General features: G+C 36.3%; 22 protein-coding genes and 1 tRNA gene. 7 read left to right on the top strand and 16 right to left on the bottom strand.

What is annotated here, in order from left to right; translation table 11 throughout:
* Positions 1-531: 531 nt before the first annotated feature.
* The 9 genes from PQG54_RS09890 to PQG54_RS09850 all read right to left on the bottom strand — a co-directional run bounded on the left by PQG54_RS09890 (position 532) and on the right by PQG54_RS09850 (position 9,110).
* Positions 532-1,950: an NAD(P)/FAD-dependent oxidoreductase gene (locus tag PQG54_RS09890; protein ID WP_271790064.1), complete on the bottom strand. Its 1,419-nt coding sequence runs from the start codon at positions 1,948-1,950 to the stop codon at positions 532-534.
* 27 nt (positions 1,951-1,977) lie between these two features.
* On the bottom strand, positions 1,978-3,345 hold the full coding sequence (locus PQG54_RS09885; RefSeq protein ID WP_271790065.1) for an APC family permease: 1,368 nt from the start codon (positions 3,343-3,345) through the stop codon (positions 1,978-1,980).
* 195 nt (positions 3,346-3,540) lie between these two features.
* Complete coding sequence (locus PQG54_RS09880; RefSeq protein WP_271790066.1) at positions 3,541-4,857, bottom strand: radical SAM protein; 1,317 nt, start codon at positions 4,855-4,857, stop codon at positions 3,541-3,543.
* A gap of 27 nt (positions 4,858-4,884) precedes the next feature.
* Entirely contained in the window at positions 4,885-5,406 is a 522-nt protein-coding gene (locus PQG54_RS09875) for a GNAT family N-acetyltransferase (protein ID WP_271790067.1), read from the bottom strand.
* A gap of 88 nt (positions 5,407-5,494) precedes the next feature.
* Entirely contained in the window at positions 5,495-7,174 is a 1,680-nt protein-coding gene (gene ettA, locus PQG54_RS09870; protein WP_271790068.1) for an energy-dependent translational throttle protein EttA, read from the bottom strand.
* A 101-nt stretch (positions 7,175-7,275) separates the two neighbouring features.
* Positions 7,276-7,349 (bottom strand) — tRNA-Ile (locus PQG54_RS09865).
* Positions 7,350-7,411: 62 nt separating this feature from the next.
* Positions 7,412-7,732 (bottom strand): hypothetical protein, encoded by a 321-nt coding sequence (locus tag PQG54_RS09860; RefSeq protein ID WP_271790069.1) that lies wholly within the window; start codon positions 7,730-7,732, stop codon positions 7,412-7,414.
* Between the two features lie 151 nt (positions 7,733-7,883).
* Positions 7,884-8,216, bottom strand: a complete 333-nt coding sequence (locus PQG54_RS09855; protein ID WP_271790070.1) for a Fe(II)-2OG oxygenase family protein — start codon at positions 8,214-8,216, stop codon at positions 7,884-7,886.
* 9 nt (positions 8,217-8,225) lie between these two features.
* Positions 8,226-9,110, bottom strand: a complete 885-nt coding sequence (locus tag PQG54_RS09850; protein ID WP_271790071.1) for a hypothetical protein — start codon at positions 9,108-9,110, stop codon at positions 8,226-8,228.
* Between the two features lie 295 nt (positions 9,111-9,405).
* On the opposite strand from PQG54_RS09850, the gene ppa reads away from it, so the two are divergent.
* Complete coding sequence (gene ppa / locus PQG54_RS09845) at positions 9,406-9,930, top strand: inorganic diphosphatase (RefSeq protein ID WP_271790072.1); 525 nt, start codon at positions 9,406-9,408, stop codon at positions 9,928-9,930.
* 73 nt (positions 9,931-10,003) lie between these two features.
* Here ppa and PQG54_RS09840 read toward each other — a convergent pair whose 3' ends face one another.
* Positions 10,004-10,429 (bottom strand): MerR family transcriptional regulator, encoded by a 426-nt coding sequence (locus PQG54_RS09840; protein ID WP_271790073.1) that lies wholly within the window; start codon positions 10,427-10,429, stop codon positions 10,004-10,006.
* Between the two features lie 410 nt (positions 10,430-10,839).
* On the opposite strand from PQG54_RS09840, the gene nfsB reads away from it, so the two are divergent.
* The 6 genes from nfsB (at position 10,840) to PQG54_RS09810 (ending at position 14,348) form a co-directional block, all read left to right on the top strand.
* Positions 10,840-11,484 (top strand): oxygen-insensitive NAD(P)H nitroreductase, encoded by a 645-nt coding sequence (nfsB, locus tag PQG54_RS09835; RefSeq protein ID WP_271790074.1) that lies wholly within the window; start codon positions 10,840-10,842, stop codon positions 11,482-11,484.
* A 195-nt stretch (positions 11,485-11,679) separates the two neighbouring features.
* Positions 11,680-11,907 carry a hypothetical protein gene (locus PQG54_RS09830; RefSeq protein ID WP_271790075.1) on the top strand — a complete coding sequence of 76 codons (228 nt, stop codon included), beginning with the start codon at positions 11,680-11,682 and terminating at the stop codon, positions 11,905-11,907.
* Between the two features lie 70 nt (positions 11,908-11,977).
* Positions 11,978-12,259, top strand: coding sequence for a hypothetical protein (locus PQG54_RS09825; RefSeq protein ID WP_271790076.1), 282 nt, complete (start codon positions 11,978-11,980; stop codon positions 12,257-12,259).
* A 20-nt stretch (positions 12,260-12,279) separates the two neighbouring features.
* Positions 12,280-13,209 carry a hypothetical protein gene (locus tag PQG54_RS09820; RefSeq protein ID WP_271790077.1) on the top strand — a complete coding sequence of 310 codons (930 nt, stop codon included), beginning with the start codon at positions 12,280-12,282 and terminating at the stop codon, positions 13,207-13,209.
* Between the two features lie 23 nt (positions 13,210-13,232).
* Positions 13,233-13,772, top strand: coding sequence for a hypothetical protein (locus tag PQG54_RS09815; protein ID WP_271790078.1), 540 nt, complete (start codon positions 13,233-13,235; stop codon positions 13,770-13,772).
* A gap of 24 nt (positions 13,773-13,796) precedes the next feature.
* Entirely contained in the window at positions 13,797-14,348 is a 552-nt protein-coding gene (locus PQG54_RS09810; RefSeq protein WP_271790079.1) for a hypothetical protein, read from the top strand.
* Positions 14,349-14,495: 147 nt separating this feature from the next.
* On the opposite strand, the gene PQG54_RS09805 is transcribed toward PQG54_RS09810, so the two are convergent.
* The 6 genes from PQG54_RS09805 to PQG54_RS09780 all read right to left on the bottom strand — a co-directional run bounded on the left by PQG54_RS09805 (position 14,496) and on the right by PQG54_RS09780 (position 23,044).
* Positions 14,496-15,263 (bottom strand): ABC transporter ATP-binding protein, encoded by a 768-nt coding sequence (locus PQG54_RS09805; RefSeq protein WP_271790080.1) that lies wholly within the window; start codon positions 15,261-15,263, stop codon positions 14,496-14,498.
* On the bottom strand, positions 15,257-16,192 hold the full coding sequence (locus PQG54_RS09800; RefSeq protein WP_271790081.1) for an ABC transporter permease: 936 nt from the start codon (positions 16,190-16,192) through the stop codon (positions 15,257-15,259). Before PQG54_RS09800 ends, PQG54_RS09805 begins: the two co-directional genes overlap by 7 nt.
* Positions 16,189-17,226 carry an ABC transporter substrate-binding protein gene (locus tag PQG54_RS09795; protein WP_271790082.1) on the bottom strand — a complete coding sequence of 346 codons (1,038 nt, stop codon included), beginning with the start codon at positions 17,224-17,226 and terminating at the stop codon, positions 16,189-16,191. Before PQG54_RS09795 ends, PQG54_RS09800 begins: the two co-directional genes overlap by 4 nt.
* Before the next feature lie 188 nt (positions 17,227-17,414).
* Complete coding sequence (locus PQG54_RS09790) at positions 17,415-18,698, bottom strand: glycosyltransferase family 4 protein (protein ID WP_271790083.1); 1,284 nt, start codon at positions 18,696-18,698, stop codon at positions 17,415-17,417.
* Between the two features lie 112 nt (positions 18,699-18,810).
* Positions 18,811-19,899 carry a hypothetical protein gene (locus PQG54_RS09785; protein WP_271790084.1) on the bottom strand — a complete coding sequence of 363 codons (1,089 nt, stop codon included), beginning with the start codon at positions 19,897-19,899 and terminating at the stop codon, positions 18,811-18,813.
* A gap of 82 nt (positions 19,900-19,981) precedes the next feature.
* Positions 19,982-23,044 carry a glycosyltransferase gene (locus PQG54_RS09780; protein WP_271790085.1) on the bottom strand — a complete coding sequence of 1,021 codons (3,063 nt, stop codon included), beginning with the start codon at positions 23,042-23,044 and terminating at the stop codon, positions 19,982-19,984.
* Between the last annotated feature and the right edge of the window lie 5 nt (positions 23,045-23,049).

Here is a 23,049-nt window from a genome sequence, read left to right as displayed (position 1 = left end):
TTAATCTCTGAATAATATTCATACAGTATAAGTGCTTGGCTCTATTTTACAATAGAGCCAAGCCCCCTTTTCATATAATATAAAATATAACCAAAAAATTAATCTGAAATTCAGCTCAAATTGTCATTTTAAATGACAAAAATTCATGGAATTTATTATATAAATATAAATTAATAATATAGACGTAACTTTTATTTAAATTATTGATTTAATGATAAAAAAAGAATCGATCCCATCGATTTAAAAGCTACTATCATTCTCTTGGAGTTTATTGTTAAAAATGTCATCTTTTCGTTAAGTCATTTTAAAAATTCTTTCGATGACTTCGAATATATTCACGTTATAATGGGTAATTATATTTTTTTAATTCTAGAAATATATCATTAATATTTTAAGTTTATCAGCGATTTAAATTACAAACTAATGTAAACATAGATGGGTAGATGGGATGCTGTCAAAATAAAAAAACAGCTTAGCAATCTTAATGACTGTCAAGCTGCTTTATATAGACGAGCAAATCAATTTTATCGACTAGAAAGAAATCATTTTACCAGGCGTAATCATTCCTTGTAATCCCAGCAAAGATTTTGCTAGTGGAATTGCAACAGGTGATAATTGTCTTCCCAACAAAATAGAACGATGCTCGATCGCTGCTAACATTGCAAAATCATCATTATTTTTTAAAATATCATCACGAATAGATTTACCAATACGAACAGTCTGTGCAACACCATGACCACTCCATCCATTGACAGAATAAATAGGCACTTGCTTTTCAATTTTTCGACAATCCGTTGCACCATTTAAGGTGAGATCAGTTGTGCCGCTCCATGCAAATTCGAATTTAATATCTTTTCTTTGTGGAAATACGGTTTCCAAACGAGATGTTAAATACGCAATGGTCTTTTCTTCATTCCAACGCGTTCCCGTCCCTTGTCCACCAAATAAAATTCTTTGTTTTTTTACTGGACGGTAATAGTCAATTTGGAATTGGGTATCATATACTGCCATATCGGTTGGCAATAACGTTTCCGTTCCACCGTCAACAGGGTTAGTTACCGCAACATAAGTATAAAATGGGATGGTCGCATCTGCTTCAGAAAGTAGCTTAAAAGTAGAATCATGCACTGCAAGCACAATACCTTTTTTTGCTAAAACACTGCCTGCTTCCGTTCTAACTCTGGTTCCTTCTGGGGTTTCTTCAATTTCAAGAACTTCGCTATCTTCAAAAACTTGTCCGCCATTTTGAATAAAGCCATAAATCATTCCCCTGACCAATGCCAAAGAATGAATTTGACCGCCCATACTGTCTAATGCACCACCAAAGTAAATCTCGGAGTTAATATGTTCTTTAATCTCGTATTCACCCAACATGCTGACAGAATCATCACCAAGATATTTACGAGCATCGGCACCTTTGACCAATGCGCCCACGTGACCTGGATGAATTGCAGCAGTTAAATGCCCCTTACGCATATCAACAGATAAATCATATTTACTGACGATTTCTCTGATTAAGTCAAAACACTCAATCGATGTAAAACGCCATAAACGGCATGCTTCATCATAATCAAAATTTTCAATCATTGTTTCGGCTTCCCAACGGGCTAGCCCTGGGGTTAATTGTCCCCCATTACGACCAGAGGCAGCAGAACCAATGCGATTTTTTTCTAACAAAATTGTATCAACACCAGATTCTGAAAGATGTAGTGCTGTTGACGCACCAAGCAGTCCTCCCCCGATCACCACGATATCACATGTTGTTTCTTGTTCTAACTTGGGAAAACCAGCCCATGTAGACAAAGTAGCTTCATAGTAATTGGCTGGATGTTCAGGCTTTTGATCGCCATCAACCCAATTCCAATCTTCCTGTTTGTCAGTGTTATTTGTTGACACAATCATCGCATCATCAATTAATACTGGTTTTTCAATTTTTTGTTTTAAAGTCATTTAATATAACTCGTTTCGTAACATAGATTAAAGAGTAAGGGCATCTTCTTCTTTTCGTAAGAATGTCTGATCGTCTTTTACAAAAAGTTCTTTTTGATATTTTTTTAGATAAAGAAGATAAAGTAATCCCAAAAATGTCCATGATAGACCAAATATAAAGGAGTCCATCTGTAAGTTCAACCACATATAGCCAACAGTTGTTAATCCCAGCAAAGGAAAAATAATATTCAAAGCAATATCTTTAAATGTTTTAATTTGCCTTTTATAAAAAGCAAACATCACTAGAATACAAATATTGACCGCACTAAATGCAATCATCGCACCAAAATTAACAAATGAAACCGCGGTATCAAGTGTGCAAAAAATAGCAGCCAGGGATAAAAGACCAACCAATAGCACACAGAAATAAGGCGAATGATATTTAGGGTGAACATATCTAAACATCTGGCCTGGAATAAATCGAGCAATTCCCATAATGTGCAATAATCTAGCTGCACTTGCATGAGATGCCAACGCCGATGCCAATGTATTCACCAACATTGCAATCATAAAGAATTTTTGGAAAATTGCACCACCTACATATAAAGCAATTTCAGGCGAAGATGAATCTTTATAATTTTTTAATAGCTCATTGGTTGGATAATATAGCTGAATAAACCAAGCACTAATAAAGAAAATAACCCCACCTGCCAACACAGTTATCATAATTGCTCTGGGGATTGTTTTTTGTGAATCTTTTGTTTCACTTGCCAACGTTGATACCGCATCAAACCCAAGGAATGAAAAACATAAGACCGCAGCCCCGCCAACCAAAGGTCCCAAACTATTATCCCCATTAAATAATGGTTTCGTGGTCAGCACAGCAGCCCAACCATCGCCAAGTTTAATATGAATAACAAGATAAATAAAATAAACTGTTAAGATTAGCGGAACCCCAACAAATATAAAATTCATATTGGCCAGTAAACTAACATTACGAGAATTAATAAAGGTAACGATAGCCACATAAACAGAAATCAACACCCACGTTGGAATATCTGGAAATAACGCACTGAGATAAGCCCCAGACAACAACGCATTAATCATGGGTAACAACATATAATCCTGTAACGTAGCCCACCCAACAATAAAGCCACTCTCTTTACCGCATATTTTACCTGTATATGTAAAAGCAGAACCAGATTCTGGAAAGGTCGCTGCCAACCGACTATAGCTCATCGCTGTTAATAAAATAGCGACTAAGGTGAGCAAATACGCTAGTGGAACACGACCATTTGTACGTTCAGAAACAATTCCAAAGGTATCAAATACAGTCATTGGCGTTAAATAAGCAACCCCAATGATTACAACCTGCCATAAAGATAATAGCTTTGCACTTTTTTTTAACTGATCCATTAATTACATCTTTAACTTCTCGAAATATTGCAAACGGATTTTAAAAGAAATTGCTAAAGTGAATCAAAGCAATAAAATTTAAAATAAACATTATAATATGCAATTTGTGCAATAAATAGCAAGATTAACATTGCTGTTTATAATAACATTTGTTTGAGATGCTGTTAAAATAAATAAAACAGTTCATTTTATACTTTATAAAATTTGTTTTACTTTCAGTATTTCTTCGTAAAAACCCTTAGGATTCAGTATGTTATTAACATTAGTCTCTAAAATTTTACGATCCATTAAACTAGGAGCCACTTTTGCAAAAACTTCTATCGCCCCATCCCAAGAAACTCTTAACGTAAATTGTCTGTTTAAAATGATCTCTTGTACTTCCTGAGCTACTGGAATTGGTGGTGGATCTAGGTCTATATAATCTTTTTGTTCTTCTTTTTGGATCCTAAAATGTCTGTATAATGCAATCGTTTGTTTATCGATATATTTGAACTGATCCTCAAGCCAATCCCAATCTGCTTCTGATAAAAATTCCTCATCTTTGAAATCTTGGGCAATAAAAGGCAAATCAAAAGTGTCTCTCATTTCAAAATAAGATCCATGATATTTATTTATCAATGACTGATACATTTCAGGAAATTCTTTGAAATTCGTCTTATATGCCATAGCAATATAATTTATTGTTGTTATGGAGTTAAAAGAATTCATTGCTGTTGCAAGTCTTTCTAAATTATCCATAAAGATTTGATAACGTGCCCCTTTACGAAACTTTACATAAGATTGGGGAACAAAAGATTCAATGGATATATTAATATGATCTATGTTTGAGGTAGCAAGGAATTCGAAATAACTATCTGGCATTTTCTTGGCCAAATTAGTCGTAAACGAAATCTTCTTACGATATTGTTGAGGAATTTTTTGTAAAAAATATTCAAATTGAGGATGTAATGCTGGTTCATGTAGACAAGAAAACCAAAACTGACCATCATCTACATAAGGAAGTAACTTGAGCAAAATATCTAGAGTTTTCTCACTCATAAAATAGGTTTTTTTTGTAGAGGAATAATCATACAAACAAAATGGACATCTTAAATTACAATTATTGACAATATCCATTGCCATTTGAGCAAAAGGCTGAAACACAGTCCTTATCTGAGGTGCGAAAGGAATGAGTGTATTCGTTCCTTGAATACGAATAATAACTTTATCCCTTTCATCACTTGTCAACTCACGTGAAAATTTTATCCAAAATGCATAGTAATTCTTTCCATCCCCTACACTGGGGATATCCACATGATATAAAGAATTTGCAAGGGCGAAAGCTAATACTTCTCCCGTATCGGATATGACAGCCTCGCAAACTAATCTGTCATTAATATGGTTAACATCACAAACCCAACCACTGGCAAAGACGACATTAATTTCATCAACAAACCCAAAAATAAAACGGTTTGGATATAAATCAGATGTAGGTTTCTTCTTTTTAAAAATATTAAAAGGATTATAAACCAACGATAAGAACCTTATCTTAAATAAATATTAATTTTTATTATCGTTTTTACTGATATACATCAACATTTTATTTCCATGTCGCATAAAGACTTCCTCAATAACCATCCCTATTCCTCCTAATACTCTACGTGACGGGATATTGTCCTCTTTGGCTATTGCAACGATACGATCATGTCCACGTAAATGAGCCTCTATTAACACAGCATAAGCGGCCTCACGCGCATATCCTTTACCCTGAGCCCAAGGCCAAAGCGAAAATCTCAATGCGTATCCCCGACCATCTTGGCGATGATGAATCCCTGTTATGCCTAAAAAACGAGAACAACCCAATTGTGCATTTTCACGAACAACATACATTCCTATACGGTGACAACCCCAATATGTTGTATCTTCTGCCATTTCAATTTCAGCTTTTAAACGTGTCCTCACCCCACCCAACATGTGACCAAAGGCCTGGCTATCGGTTTTCAGAGAAACAACATCCTCTAAATCTTGCCATCCAACAGGGGATAAAATTAATCTTGGTGTATATAACTCAGAGGAAATCATGATATTTTCTAGACACACTTATAAATGAAAACACCCATTTCATCCTATAATGAAATGGGTGTATCTATTTCACAAGTCGAAATATGAATTACCGTGAAATAGGTTTATATTTAATACGGCTTGGTTCAGTAGCATCAGGGCCAAGACGACGGCGTTTATCTGCTTCATAGGCTTCAAAGTTTCCTTGGAACCATTCAACGTGACTGTCGCCTTCAAAAGCCAAAATATGGGTTGCCAAGCGATCCAAGAACCAACGATCATGGCTGATAACCACAGCGCAACCAGCAAATTCCTCTAATGCTTCTTCCAATACACGTAACGTATCCAAATCCAAATCATTGGTTGGTTCATCAAGCAATAAAACATTGCTTTCTTTCTTTAACATTTTTGCCAAATGCACGCGGTTACGTTCACCACCAGAAAGAATGCCAACTTTCTTTTGTTGATCGGATCCTTTAAAGTTAAATGCACCAACATAAGCACGAGACGCAATCGAACGTTTACCAAAATAAAGCACGTCTGTTCCGCCAGAGATTTCTTCCCATACGGTTTTATTTGGATCTAAATCATCACGAGATTGATCCACATATCCAAGTTTTACCGTTTCACCAACACGAATTTCCCCTTGATCTGGTTTATCCGCACCTGTAATCATCTTAAATAAAGTGGACTTACCAGCACCATTGGGACCAATAACACCAACAATACCTCCAGGTGGTAATTTGAAGTCTAACCCATCAATCAACAAACGATCATTAAATCCTTTGCTAAGGTTCTCAGCTTCAATGACAACACTTCCTAAACGAGGGCCTGGTGCAATATTAATTTCCGCAGTACCACCAGACTTTTCCTGGCTCTGCGCCAACATTTCTTCGTATTTTGCAATACGAGCCTGACTTTTTGCTTGTCTAGCTTTAGGAGAAGCACTGATCCATTGTTGTTCAGCCGCCAATGCACGTTGACGTGCACTTTCTTCTTTTTCTTCTTGAGCCAAGCGTTTACGTTTTTGATCCAACCATGAAGAGTAATTGCCTTCAAATGGATGTCCGCGCCCACGTTCAATTTCCAAGATCCAGTTCGTAACATTATCCAAGAAATAACGATCATGGGTAATCAAAATCACTGTGCCAGTATATTCACGCAATGTTTGTTCAAGCCAAGCAACGCTTTCCGCATCCAAATGGTTGGTTGGTTCATCAAGCAATAAAATATCTGGCTTTTCAAGTAATAAACGACATAAAGCCACACGACGACGTTCACCACCAGAAAGTTTTTCCACACTTAAATGTGCAGGTGGACAACGCAATGCATCTAAAGCAATTTCAATTTGACGGTCTAAATCCCAACCATTGCCTGCATCAATGATTTCCTGTAATTCTGACTGTTCAGTAAGCAAGTTATTCATTTCATCATCATCCATCGGTTCTGCGAACTTCATAGAGATTTCATTAAAACGATCAACTGCTTTTTTTAAAGGCCCAAAGCCTTCAGCAACGTTTTCACCAACATTTTTAGTATTATCAAGTTGGGGTTCTTGTTCTAAGTACCCTACTTTTATTCCATCAGCAGCCCAAGCTTCCCCACCGAACTCTTTATCTTTACCTGCAATGATTTTTAAGAGGGTTGATTTACCCGCACCATTCACCCCAAGCACACCAATTTTTACACCTGGCAAAAAGGATAAAGTAATGCCTTTAAAAACTTCTCGTCCACCAGGATAAGCCTTGGTCAAATCTTTCATTACATAAACATACTGAGGCCCAGCCATCGTAAGGAAGCTCCTTCAAAAATCCATCAAACATATAATATAGGGGGAAATTGCCCGCCTAATTTTTTGCTTCAGGCGAAATAATAGATATAAAAAGCGTCTGCGCCCGGCAGGACTTGAACCTGCAACCAGACCGTTATGAGCGGCCGGCTCTAACCAGTTGAGCTACAGGCGCACAAACGCTTTCTCTATTTGCCGTAAAATGAACCTTTTTGCAAGGTTTTTTTTAAGAAAAAATTACTCATTATTAAATTCTTCACCATAATACTCGGAAGGATCAAAATCACTAGGATCTATCAGTCCATAATAATCTTGAGGTGAATATGTCGTGCGGCGTGTATAATAATCACCAATCTTAGCTGCAACTAATTGCGGATATCCTCGTATTTTTAAACCACAAGCAATACAATCAAATTCAGTCGGAATTACAGACCTTCTTACAACAACTTCATATTCTCCATTTTCAATTTTGCTAGCTCCTATCTCCTTACCTATCACTGTTGCCACACTTTGACACGCAGGACATTCAACTTTATGATGACCTATGGAACTCAACACCTTACTCTTTAGTTCTGCCTTTTGACGGAGTTCTTCCTTATTAATTGGTTGCATGTAACATGGATCAAACATTATGCTTGTATCATTTATTCCAAACCAGGGAAAACTATAAACATTACCTCCTATTTGTTTTCTAAAAAAAATAGGAGATTTATTTACATATTTCTTTATTATCAAAGCTGTTTGATTTTTTTGATAAAACTGTTCCTGTATCCACCTTCTCTTTCAAAAAGAAAATAATATATCGGGCTGGAATAGACCAAAAAGTAGTGTCCGTATGTAATGGAAAACTATCAAAACCATAAAAATAACTTAAAGATTTAAAATTCGATGATAATTTATTCTTAGGTTGCAATATTTGTGTATCTTTGCCATTTAAAGGAAGTATTCGACCCAAAGCTTCTGTTAAGTTCAATGCGTCACTTAATGACTTAACATTATCAATTATATAAAAACCATGCTCTTGTAATGACTCAAACATCATACCAGGCTACTACCCGACCTTAATCAACCCTGTGAACGCACCGTTTTCTGATGTAAAGATCACTTTTTTCTCTTTAGTTTGCAGATTGGCTTGATACACATGCCCCATCTTATCAGCGACGAAAGCTAGGTGATGATCTGCATCAACCGTAAAACCGATTGTTTCATCAAACCCACGCACAACGACTTCTTTATTGCTGAGGGTTGAAAGCTGCAATCTATTCAACGAATTGCCATCAGGTTCTGCGCCTCTGTCTGACCAATAAAGATAATCATTTTTATAGTCAAGTTCCAGATCTATCGGTTCTGGAAGATGGTCATAGACGATTTTTATCTGAGATGAGTTAATCACGGCCTGCTTATCATTAAAATCAAAGGGCGCACAAAGTAAGCGTCCTGTTCCGCTTTTGGGTGGTCCTTTCATAGTCCAAAAGATACGGTTATTTTGAATATCCAACGCGATCCCAACACAATGTCTGTTTTCTTTTTCTTCATCCAAATACATATCCTGTGTATCAAGCAAAAATTCGACTTTACCAGTTTCGATGGCACATCGTTCAATTTTCATACCCTCACGATCGCACCAGTATAAATAATTCGTCCGTTGATCCAATTGGATTTGTTTCGGAGTATGGGTATCTCCAATTTTAACCGTGAAACCTGTATCTTTGCCATCCAAATTACAATGCTGAATATAGCCGTCCCAAGCATCAAAATCTGCCCCCATATTTGTCCAATAAAATAGCTGGTCATTAGGATTAAATACAATACCATCTGGCGTTCCAGATTGGTCTTGTAAAAGGATGTTGGTTGAATAATCATTAGGATTGATACTAATAATCTGCCTTTTCCTGGCTTCTAATACAATGAGTTTATAGTTTAAATGCGTAATCATTGATGATTACTCCTTATATTATCAATAAAATAAAATATTTTCTATAAACCTACGCCATTTTTCTTAATAAATAAATTAATAATATAGTTATTATTCTTAATTAAAATGAGAATTTATTATAATTATACATATATTATTAATTATTACTGATAGTTATATGATAATATTTCAAGTCAAAAAAATTGTGCTTCTTTATATTTATCTTTACCTGCAAATCATCAACATCTTATATATATTGAAAAAAAACTAATAACTCGCTATGCTTTTTCATCTTATTAAAAATTGGAAAAAAATTATGGATTTATCTAAGATTGCTCCTGGCAAAGACGTGCCAAACGACATTAATGTTGTGATTGAAATTCCTAAAGGATCAAAAGTAAAGTACGAAGTCGATAAAGACAGCGGTGCTGTATTTGTTGACCGCGTTGTATTCACACCAATGGTTTATCCAGCTGCTTATGGGTTTATTCCCAATACATTAGCTGCTGATGGTGATCCGATTGATATGTTGGTTTTATGCCCAGAGCCTGTTATTCCAGGATGCGTTATTCGCGCACGCCCGATTGGTGTATTGAAAATGGAAGATGAATCAGGCATGGATGAAAAAGTGATCTGTGTTCCGCACGACAAAATCCACCCAGCCTATACCAATATTAACGAAGTCTCTGAACTTCCAGAAATTACACGTCAAGAAATTGAACATTTCTTTACCCATTACAAAGACCTTGAAAAAGGAAAATGGGTTAAAATCCAAGGTTGGGATAATAAAGCCAAAGCTTGTGAATTGATCGAAACATCAATTAAAAACTTTAAAAAATAATGTTTAATGCTCTACAAGGCTGTTGGATAAAATAGCCTTGTAGATGTAAGTTTTTCTATTATGATCTTACTGACTAAGTATCAGAATAGTTATTAAGACTATCAATAATACCACATCCAGATATTTTCCCATCAGGGCATTCTTTAATTAAGTTTTTTAAACTTGTTTCCATCTTTTGTAATGATGATATTTTTGACCTAATATTTTCTAAATGGTTCTTAGTTATTGTTAAAACATCCTGATTTAACAAAATATCATTTTCACTGAGCTTTAATAAATTTTGTATTTCAATAAGTGAAAATCCCAAAGCCCTGGAGCGTATTATAAAAAATAATATTTCTTGATGTTTTTTTGTATAGGCTCTATATCCCCCTTCTGTCCGTGGAGGCTCAGGAAGAAGCCCTATTTTTTCATAATATCTTATTGTTACTACTTTGGTTCCTGTCGATTTTGATAAATCTCCAATACTATAAAATAAATGATTTTTTTTGTTTACCATGCTGTTGACCCTATAGTTACTATAGAGTGCATATTAGTTATGACGAACGATTCTCGTCACTATAAATTAAAGAAAGGAACTTAAACATGTCTAATAATATTAAACAATCTAACTGTAAATGTAATCAACATTGCAATTGTGGTTCAAATTGTAATTGCAAAACTGGACAAATTTGTAACTCTGCTTGCCGTTGTAGAGAATAGTCGTCAATTTTACTTGTGGTCATTATTTAAAAACCACACAATGTAAATATAACTATATACGTTGCTAGCCATCGATAGGCTGGCAGCGTATTTTAATAATAACCCTCAATGAATATTGATTCTTTTATTAAAGAATGATTTGACATCGTTTCCTCTTATATAGATAATTTTATTAATAAATTTTAAATAAATATTGAGGGAATAGAAATGGATATTGTTGAAATTTCAGAAAAACGTTACACGGCAAAACGTTATGATAAGAATAAATCTGTTTCCCGTGAAGATTTAGAGAAATTACTGACTGTCCTTAGAAACAGTCCCTCTTCTGTGAATTCACAACCATGGCATTTTATTGTTGTAAATAATGCGACTTCACAAAATAAAATCTTGCCAGCGATTTTAGATTTCAATCATGCTCGTATCACAGATTCCACTTATACCATTATTTTTTGTATCAAAACATCATTGGATAATGACTATTTAACACATATTTTAGATACTGAAATACAAGATGGTCGTTTTACAAAACCTGAAATCATCCAAAGTATGGACAAAGATCGTCGCTATTTTATTGGGCTAAATAGTATTACAGATGAAAAATTACATAGCTGGGAAAGTTGCCAATTATACTTGGCATTGGGACAATTCATGTTTGCCGCAGCCTCCATTGGTATTGATTCAACGCCAATCGAAGGGTTCGATGCACAAAAAATGGATGAGCTATTGGGATTAAAAGAAAAAGGACTGAAAAGCATTGTCGTTGCCAGCATTGGCTATCACGCCGATAATGACAGCAACGCCAAAAGACCAAAATCCCGTTTACCAAAAGAGGAAATATTTACATTTGTTTAAATATTATCCATTGAAACTATTGAATAAATATGAGATTATATTAACAGATTGATATTATTACATTTGAAATACTCCGAACGACCTTTTATAGGTCGTTTTTTTATGCCTATTTTTTCCTAAAAACGAAACCAAAACTCAATTCGACGCCATAGCTGCGTCAAAATTCCAAGAACAATCAAAGAAAGAGACGATCAAATGACAGAAAAGAAAACTCCTGCCAAAGTCACTGCCAAAGCCCCAAAAGATAAAAAGTTCCCAAAGTTAAAAACACTAACTTATAAAGAGATGTACAATTTAGTGGGTAAGTTCCTGCAAAAAGCAATCCCAATTAAAGGGGCAAAACTGCAAATTATTCGGGGATTAGAGAATAGAGTTTCAACACCAAAACCGCCTTATAATTGTTTTACAAATTACAGGTTATGAGGCCCTTTCAAGTCCTGAAACACGATATACAGATTAATATAAAATTACATGGTGCAGATCCCAAATAACCATGGGATTAACTTTTATTGGGAATGATAATATTCCGGTCTTACAAATGGCAAAAGCATTTTCAATCAGGTTTAATGATGCCTGGGCAAGTGAACAATTCGAACAATATCAAAAACCATTTTTTCCATTATATAGCGATGATGCCCTCGTCGAACCTGTCTTTATTGATGCCGAAGACCAATATCAAGATAAATGCTCTATGAATGTTTATTTTGAATACCATCCCGAAGTTGGCGTTTGCGAGGCAAGTGCCAAAGAAATCATCATGAATGTGAATAAATAAAACGGGCAAAAAAAACTATCATGGAATACAAAGTAGGGTCTGAGACTATTAATGGTCGCAAATATACAGTGACAATTAATGATGATGATAATCAGTATAAAGAAAAATATTATAGAGAAATTGACGACTTACGAATTGCAGTCGGAACATTGGGTGCCCGACTTGGATGGGATACGAATGTCAGACGGATTTATACCGTTGCAATCCAAAAAATGAGTCAAAATATCGAAAACCAAATCCAACGCGGTAAAATTACATATAGACAAGGCTATTTGATTGCGAACAAGCGACGTAACTTTATTATGGATGCAGTTCGTGAAGTAACACACTCTATTGGTCTGTCTTTTGCCAAAGAGGAAAAGCCAGAGGGAAAAACAGCAAGGTCTTTACTATCCCATTATGCAATCACTGAACATGTTGAAAAAACGATAGAACTTCCCCCCCATTTACCTGATGATGAGAGAAAAAAACGTATTCGTAAGGAAGTTAAAAAGATAAAGGAGAATTTATCGCCCGCACAACAAAAGAAAATGTATTTAGACCTGCCATATAAAGAGAAGGAAATAATCATACACAGAGCAAGGAAGGCAGCAGGAGATGCGCAAGAGGAAGTTCTTAAAAGATTAAAAAACCCTCCAACCAAACTCCCAGAAGGAAAAACAAATAGGTTTGGAGGGAAAACCGATATTTATGGAAGAATAAATAAGACTGGACGATATTTATTCTATCTTTCTATTTCCATATCCATTTATAATATTTTGACTGCGAATGATAAAGTGGCGGCAGCTGAACATGAAGCCATCTTACAAGGGGTAATGTTTGTAGGAGGATGGACAGCGGGCACAGTGGGGGCAGCGCTCGGTGGTCCTCCAGGGGCATATATTGGTGCCATGGTCGGGAGTACGCTGGCGGTTTACCTGACCGATTCTTGGTTAAAACATAATGAATAATTGATAAATGAAAGGCGGAGCAAATGACAATGAGAATAATTGAAGACGACACCGTCACTTTAAAACGCGTACGCTTTAGGTTTCAAAGGAGTCGGATTTGTATTAATGGGCATCGCACTTGGTTCACCGTTGATGGTATCAAGTTGGAAAAAGCCATTCAAATTGGCTCTCGTTATTTGCTCTTTGTCTCCACCAATCAAGGGGATATAAATTGGGCAAAAAGCTGTGATATTTATTTGATTAACCAATCAGGCAGAATTTTAGAAGAAAAAATTATAAGAATTGAGAGTGAGGATGATGAATATTATAATGATTACAATTATTGGGAAAACTATGATTGTTGGGATCTAGGAAAGTTTAACCTTATCCCACCCAATATGATTACCTTTTATTTCGGTGGTATGATTTACAACATAGAAGTGTTGGATAAACCAGTTTATCCTTGGTCTGATTATTACAAAAATAAGAAAAATGATAATTCTCGTTACCATTCTAGAGGGATATTATCCCTTTTCAGAAACCGTTTACAGATTAGTAGAAAAAAATTTAACTTTAATGAGTGACGGTAAAATATAAAAGACTTTGATATGAGAATAATTGAAGACGGCACCGTCACTTTAAAACGCGTACGCTTTAGATTTGAAAGAAGTCGAATTTGTATTAATGGACATCGCACTTGGTTCACCGTTGATGGCATCAAGTTGGAAAAAGCTATTCAAATCGGCTCTCGTTATTTGCTCTTTGTCTCCACTAATGAAGGGGATATAAATTGGGCAAAAAGCTGTGATATTTATTTAATTAACCAATCAGGTAGAATTTTAGAGGAAAAAATTATAAGGTTCGATAGTGAAAATAGTTTATATTATAACGATTACAATTATTGGGAAGACTATGGTTGTTGGGATCTAGGAAGGTTTAACCTTATCCCGCCCAATATGATTACCTTTAACTTCGATGGTATGATTTACAGTATAGAAGTGTTGGACAAACCTGTTTATCCTTGGTCTGACTATTACAAAAATAATAAAAATGATAATTTTGATTACTTTGCTGGAGGAATATTATCCCTTTTCAGAAATCGTTTACAAATTAAAATCATTCAACAAAAATTAGATATCTCAAATTACATTAGTAAGTAAAATATTTCTATCATGAGAATCATTGAAGACGACATGTCCACCTTTAAACACGTGTGCTTTAGGTTTCAAAGAACGTTGCGCTTGTTCTATACATCAACAGCACTTTTGTCACAGACTAAAAAGGACAGTAAAAACTGCCCCTTTGATCTACCAATCAGATTTATGCCCTAATAACCCAAAAATCTCTCGACGGATTTTCAGAAGCTCCTCTGAATCTCGATGCCTTGGATAGTCCATATCCAATTTGAACTCACCAATAATATGCGCTGGACGTTGACGCATCACGATAATACGGGTCGCGAGTAACAAGGCTTCCTCAATATCATGCGTTACCATCAAACCAGTAAATTGCTTATTTCGCCATAAATTAACCAGCTCTTTTTGCATCGTAATGCGGGTTAAACTGTCTAATTTCCCCAAAGGTTCATCCAAAATCAACACACTAGGATCATTTACCAACGCCCGTGCCAACGCTACACGTTGTGCCATTCCGCCAGAAAGCTGTGATGGATACGCATTATCAAATCCTGCCAGCCCAATCATTTCCAACATGTCGGAAATGGCTTTATCATCCTTTTTCTTTTGGATCTTAAAGCCCAACTCAACATTTTGTCGAACCGTTAACCAAGGAAACAAGGTTGGATCTTGAAACACGACAATTCGAGAAGGATCAGCAGCAATAATTTCCTCACCATTGGCTTTGATAGACCCTTGTTCAGGACGTTCTAACCCCGCCACCATGCGCAGCAACGTTGACTTGCCACATCCTGACGGCCCTAAAATCACAACGAACTCATTGGGTTCAATCGTTAAATCAATCTCTTCCAAAACAGGTAAGTCATGATCGTCTAAACTATAACTATGACTGACATTCGTAATTTCAATTTTTTGCTGTTTGACCAAAGAATCTACCATTTAATGCTTTCCTTTTGCCAACGTAAAAGACGATTACGAACTTTGAATAATAAGGTCATAAAGGAAGTACACATCACCGCCATAATCAATAATGCCGCATACATATTCGGATAAGCTGCCCATCCTTGCGCCCATTGCATATAGAACCCAAGACCTGCTTTGACCCCAAGCATTTCCGCCACGACCAACATGTAAAAACAAGACCCCAACGCCATAAACATGCCCACGAATACAAAAGGCAATGCCGCAGGAATAGCCACATGGCGAATAAGGAATAATGGTTTTGCTCCCATTGTTTTTGCTACGTCATAATAACTCGGATTAACCCCAGCAATTCCAGACCACGTCAAAACCGCCACAGGAAAAGACGCTGCAAAAGCCATTAATAACTCACCCGCCACAAAGCTGGATGGAATGACGGCGAATAATAAAGGAAGGAATGCAACGGGAGGTAAAGGCCCCAGAAATCGTAATACAGGATGCGCCCAATAACCAAACAGTTTAGACCATCCCATTCCAACGCCAATAACAAATCCTATAATACACCCAAGAAGATAACCACCCACCAGCAACATCATTGAATGCGCCAAAGAATTCAGCAATTTAGCCCAATCCGTAATAAACACATCCAATAATTCTTGAGGCGCACCAAAAAACGGTCTTGGCAACAAGAGTAATTTTGCTTGGACAACTTCCCAAATGCCAATAAAAAGCGCCAAAGCCAAAATCCAAGCCCCATAATAACGCACTTTATTCAACGGCAAAGAGATGGCACTTAAAATAGCAATACCCAAACACACTACAGCAAATGTTGTGGTTCTTGGAAAATCATCAGCATTTGGAATGAAATAAGTCAGCCCTGCGGTCGCTAACCATGCAACCGCTCCCACAATTTGAGGCCAATAGGCGTTTTTTACAATTTGTTTCATCCAGTGAAAAGATCCTGCGTTACTTTATTGGCATAAGTTTCAGAATTTAAACTTTGTGGGAAAACACCAATTTTCTTTAACTCATCTGCATAAAAGACTACATTGTCACGTAATTGTTTTCCAACAGATTGCTCATGCGTCCCTTCTGTTTCCAAAATCGCAGCAAGCTCTTGAGCTGATACTTTCGGCGCATAAGGTTCAAACATTTTGGCTGCTTCCATCTTGTTATGATGCACCCACTGCCCTGCTTCTAAAATAGCTTGCGTAATCGCTTTGGCAACCATTGGCTCTTTGCGGATCAATGACCCACGCAATCCAACCACACAACAAGCAATATGCTGCCACTTGCCTTCCATATTGGAGTCAATGGACACTAGCTGATTTTTTGTTTGGAACAAATGTGCCAATGGATCGTCTAATCCAGCAGCTTGAATTGCACCCCGTTTTAAAGCCAGTGGTAACATATCTTCTGGAAATTGACGCCAATTTACATCTTTTTCTGGATCAATACCGATTTCTTTAAAACGCATGCTAAAGAAATTCTTTGCAGGCCCTCCAATATCACCAACACCAATGGTTTTGCCTTTTAACTCAGCAAGGGTTTTAATAGAACCATTTTGTGGAGCCAGCAAATGTAAACAACCAGAATGTAATCCAGCCACCAACTTTACATCAAACCCTTGTTGCAAAGGTTTTAACCATCTTAACGCCATGCCTGATGCGCCATCTGCTTTACCAGTAGACATGGTTTCCAGCATTTGATCGACAGAACCTGCAAAATCAATGAAATTTACATCAAGATTATATTTCTTAAAAAACCCCTTTTGTTGAGCCACTGGAAAAGCTGCGGTACAAATTGAATCGGCACTCCATGCCAAGGTTACTTTACGAGGGGCACCTTCTATTTTAACAGGTGCGCCCACATTTGGAAATGCTGTATCCATTTCTGTAGCCATCGCTTGACGTAATGGATTGGTCAATAACGCTGCCCCAGAGGCAGCTAATAATGAACGTGAAAATTGCCGCCGATTCATAAAATTAAACCCCATAATTTATTTTAAATAGAAAGGAAATATAGAATAAAGAAGATTAGTAATAGTATGTAATTAATTTATTGAAAAATACAATCTTATTTTTAAGTACAAAGACTAAAAACACTATAATTCTAAGTATATATGAATTAAAAAAATACCTTATTCTTTTAACGAATAAGGTAATTATATTATTTTTTCAAATTTTGTAAGGCCCTATCCGCAGGCGAGTTCCCTAAATTCAAGGACGGCGTTCTGCGATGAATTAAATCATCAATTAATGTTTCATAATTATTCATATATTCATCCATCGACAAGCTCCGTTCTGCTTCGGCTCTTGCAGCTTTACGAATTGATTGGGCGAGTTTTTTGTCTTCTAACACTTCTAAGATACGATCCGTTAATGCATCATAATCCAAAAATGGAGTTAATATTCCTGTAACACGATCTGCAATAAACTCTTGTACTGGCTGTGTATCACTTGCAATAATAGGACAACCTATCGCCATTGCTTCTCTTAACGACCAAGATAATACAAATGGATAGGTCAAATAAATATGAGCATCAGAGCGTTTTAAAACACTGTTAAACACGTTATACGGAACTTGCCCTGAAAAATGCACCCTAGACATATCCAACTTATTATGCACTTCTTTTAACATATAATCACGCCAAGACATGCCACTTTCTAAACTGGCACCGTAACTGACTTGATCCCGACCAATCATAACGACTTTAACATCTGGACGTTCTTGTAATAATCTTGGTAATGCCCGCATAAAAATATGAAAGCCACGATAAGGTTCTAATCCCCTAGCTACATAGGTGACCAGCTTATCTTCAGGTTTGACGACAAAATCCTTCAACTCTAGATCAGATTTATAAATTGATGGGTCAGGACTACATTTCTCTAAATTGACCCCTTCTCTTAAAATCGTGATTTTTTTCTGAGCCCAATCGGGATAAGTCGAATGTTGGAATAATGTCGGCGTTTGCCCCCAACCTGGATTGGTTGCTGAAACAAGATTGATTGTATTTTTAATCCGAACCCGCGCGGGCAGCATTTCATCAGCTGGAAATTCAGGATCAAAATCAACATCCAATCCAGAGGAATGATAATAAAATTCAGTATAGCTCAAAACAGGGACATCGGGATATATATCTTGTAAATTCAACATTTCCCCCCATCCCTGATGTCCGATAATAATATCAGGAATAAACCCTAAATTTTTGAGGGTTTTCATCGTTTGATAAACGGCATCCCCTCTTTTTATTGCTAGATCCAACTCTCCCAGAGGGGCAAGCAACCCTTTGGCAGGTTCAGGAACTTGATAAAAAACAGAACGTACCCCCTGAATTCTGGCATTTGAGGGCTGACTAATAAATACAATCTCGTTATCTTTTTGTTTAGCAAGATGTTGGACAATATGTAAATATTGCCCAGGAAAATTCTGATGAATAAATAAATATTTCACGACGATACCAATTCAGTAATATTTTACCTTGTTTCATATCATTCATCTTAAAAACTAAGGTAAAATCATTACGTTAATGTTTACAACAAAATAAATTTTAATTTGATAAATTTTACTTTGTTTTCTTACTGGTAGCTTTTGTCGTTACTTTACGTTCCATCGCTTTTAATGCGGCTTCTTTGGATGTTGATGTTTTTAATTTAATATTGCTTCTGACTGGTTTTGCTGGGACTATTTTTCTAATAATTTTTTTAGGTGTTGCTGTTTCAATTTCAGAATTAACAGAAACAGAGGTTGAAATACCAACAGGTTTACCATCTGCAATAGAAATTAATTCAAATCGAACAGCCTCTAGAGGGGCAACAGATTCTGCTGACAGGATTGTTTCATCTTCAACAGGTCCAACTTTTGTTCCATCAACAAACGTAGCACTCAGGCGAACGTGATATTTTTTTGCAGCTTCGTCACTTAATTTAATTCCAAGCCCACATAATGGTAATCCCATGCCACGGCTACCACAAAACTGATTGCCTTGGTGCCATGGGGACATCCATCCTTTTCCCAACAAAGCCTGATATTCAATATCTTCTGGTTTGATATATTTATTAATATTCAGTCCAAAACCTTCAATCCAAGTTTTGCTATCTGGAATTCCAATCCAATCGCCTAATTTAACCGTAACATCACCCATTCTTTGAATATGGGCAAATATAGAAATGTCATTTCCAGACTCTGTTTTGGCTTGTGTAACGGCTGTTTGTTGTTCTTGTTGAGCCATCTTGGCATGTTCTTTGACAGTCGAAACAGGGACAACCGCATCTTTATTAAGGTCAACAATTTCAGGCGCGTCATTTAACCTCACGACTTGTAATTTTGGTGCAGGCAGCTGACTGGATGGATTTTGATAAACAGTTACTAAAATCAAACCAGGACCACCAGAAATCCGAATAAGTGCGGCATTTTTTTCAGCACCTAGCCATCCATCGTTTTCAAATGTTTCAATTGAAACATATGCTGATTGTTTGAAAGGCGGCAAAGAGATACGCAAGCCAGGGAAACCAAATTCATCTGCTGGAGCCTGTTGTGGTGCATGATAAATACAATATAAGCCAGCGTCTAAACTCATCAAATGACCATTTACATTTAAATCAATCACTCTTTGTTGTTGACCTTGCTTGCCTTGGTCTCTGCCTTCTGACATTTATATTTCCCTATCTTTAACGTAATTATTATTTTTGAAATTTTTTATCTGACTTTATTAGCTCAACATTATGGCGTAATTATTAACTACGATTTAAATGTTTTACCTCTTTATTATATAACCCTTTACAAAGAGTTAATAGCATATCATTTAGTTCAGGAATAGTCATTAAAGGTGATAAAACCCATCCCCTTTGCGTATTTTTTATTCGCTGTGATATTGCTCCTATATCAAATGCTGCCGTTTGCAATCCAGAGCGCCATGCAATGCTGAGAGCATAACACCATGTTTCTGGCCAAATTGCAGGAAAGAATGCTATATTTGCGTTTTGTTGCTTAACCAAGGAAACAGCTTCTTCTTCTTGATAAGTACCTGTTATAAAAAGGCGATCTGATTTTTCAAATAAACGATCATCAACCGTTCTTCCAACCAATATAAATTCCAAAGGCAGCTCCCTTTGATTCGCATCGTGAACTAAATCCTTGAGAATATTAAACCCCTTTTCAATACCAATCGCACCAATGATACAAATTCTAAATCTATTTAAATTTATTACGGGTTGTTCATCTAAATCAGACTGTGCAATTTGTGAAAAATAAGCAAGCTGCTCTATAGACAAATCGGGGCGATCGTCTTCTAACTCTTGGGTCTTAATCGCTGTTAATTTTGGAAAATGCTTGTAAATACGTTTCTTTGTATCTTCAGAAGGAACAATAATAGATCGTGCTGCGTCGAATTCCTTTTGGGAACGCGAAATCCATTGTCGTATTTGAACTGGTTTTTCTTCATCAAAACAATCTTTACCGATACAATGTTGACATACATCAAGATCTTTTGGTTCACCACAATAATGTTGTTGTGGATTAATCAACGATATCCTAGGACAAAAAGACATATAATCATGTAAATAGATTTCATATTCTATCTTCAAGTCTTGTAACAAATTGCGAACGGCAGGATGATGACCAGTAAAATGATGAACTTGCATCATCAGGATAGGCTTGCTATTTAAAAACTCTAGCAAAATATGATATTCTGACGGCAAGTCGTAAACCAAATTGGGATACAAATCTTCAATATTAATATGAGATGATAAAGATGATTTCAGTTGTATCTCTATTCGGCATGCATCACCTAACAATGTGGGACGAATAATCAAGGGGATTCCCCCTTTTATACGCCAATCATTGGCGCGTTCTTGCACAGCACGTTCCACTCCACCACCATAAATATGGGTGATAAACAAACCATATTGCAGCGATTTCCCTATCTTTTTTTGTCTTTTTTCAAACGTTTGTAAACGATATAAATCAATCTTACGACGCACAGCACGTAAGAAATCTTGATCAATATAATCCATTACCATTTGGTCGTAATCAGGATAGAGTTTATTTAGAATAGAAAGATTACGTTTTAATAATGATTTTTTACTATTCTGGAACGAAATGCCACCTTTATGACCAACAAAAACATCTGCTGCCAAGACGTGCCGCCAGCCCAAATGTTGAGCCCGCATACTAAAATCATTTTCCTCGCCGTAACCTTGAGCAAATAAATTCTCTCTGAATAACCCCACTTGGTGCAAACAATCATGGCGAATAAACATACAAAATCCATGAGCCGTTGGCACATCAACAGTTAGTTGTTTATTCACCCTCTGCACAGAATGCATCAAATTCTCAACAGCTTTTAATTCGGGGGTCGGATTTTCTTTGTCATGACGAGGATAAGAAAAAATACTGGCATCGTTCGAAAAAGGAGTGACCGTTCCAATAGCTGGATCACTATACGCTGCATCCAATAAACCGTTGACCCATCCTTTGGGAACCAATGTATCACTGTTTAATAAAATCACATCATGATCAGGCCAAGCCAACATACCAGTATTCACGGCACCTGGAAAACCAAGATTTTCCAAGTGATGAATCATGAATATAGTTTCATGATTCACTTGAGATTCCAACCACTCCACAAGTTCAATATCTGGCGAACAGTCATTTACAAGTTGTATCTTAAATCCTTTGGGCAACGTTTTTAAAACGGATTGAACACACGATATTGTTTCTTCTTTTCCTTTATATACAGGAATAATAATGACAACACCTAGTCCTGAATGTTCTGATATCTGCGGATTACACCCCTTGTAATATGCAGATACAGGCAAATAATGTTGATGCTTTTTATCAATATTTCTGTAGGATTTCGTTTTACGGTATAACAATAATGGATCAATCGGACTGCCGATTAAATGCCTGCCATAATCGTCTGTAAAAGAATATGACCCTTCTTCAAATTCTGCCAAAGGAATATAAAATTGCTTTGCCCTAAAAAGCGGGAATTCTAAGGTCGCGACATTAAATTCTTTTATGGCTTGTACTTGTTTACGTAAAGTATTTTGAGCATCATAGACATGAATTGTTGAGACACGATCTGCTTCTGCTGGATACCATAACCAACCCTTTACACATTGATCGTCGCTTTCGACAAAGCCTTCTGTGCGTAAAATAGCTTGTAAATCAATTGGGCTGCCAACCAGAGGTTTATTCTGTGTTTCAATCGATAAATAGGAAAAATTTTCCCAACCCTCTGGTAAAGAAAAAAAAGGATCTTTTGTTTCAAGAATGAACTTATCATCTAAATATACGTAAAGCGTTAGACGGTTTTTATTACCAATCCATACCTGTCCCGAAGAACCAATAACACCACAACATCCCTCCTCTCCACCATCAGTGACGATTTGCACTATAGTCGCCCACGAATTTTTAGTTGGACAATAACAAGACAATAAATATTGTATTGTTTCTATGGCTTGAGAGAATTCTTTTCTGTGAGCATGTATGATTGATAACACGACCCACCCCTTATAAAAATCAAATTTTTTTATCAAAGGCACAAGTAATCGATATGCATCATTATATCGTTGCTGCTTTAAAAGCAACATTATCAAATCAAACGTAATATTTGGGTTATGTTCTGCCAATCGATGGGCGCGATCCATCCAGCGAACAGCTTCTACAATGTTTTTTTTATTCTGTTGGTCCAGAGCTTTTACAAAAGCGGATTGAGCGCTTTGACGTATGCGCTCAATCCCTTCTTTTTTTTTCTTAGAATATTCTAATAGTTTCTTTTTATATTGATCAGACAATGAAT

It is taken from the genome of Commensalibacter communis (genome assembly GCF_947179015.1).
In the GTDB taxonomy this organism is placed as follows: Bacteria; Pseudomonadota; Alphaproteobacteria; order Acetobacterales; family Acetobacteraceae; genus Commensalibacter; species Commensalibacter communis.
Note: the sequence above shows the minus strand (reverse complement) of the source record. Positions and strands in the feature narration are given on the sequence as shown.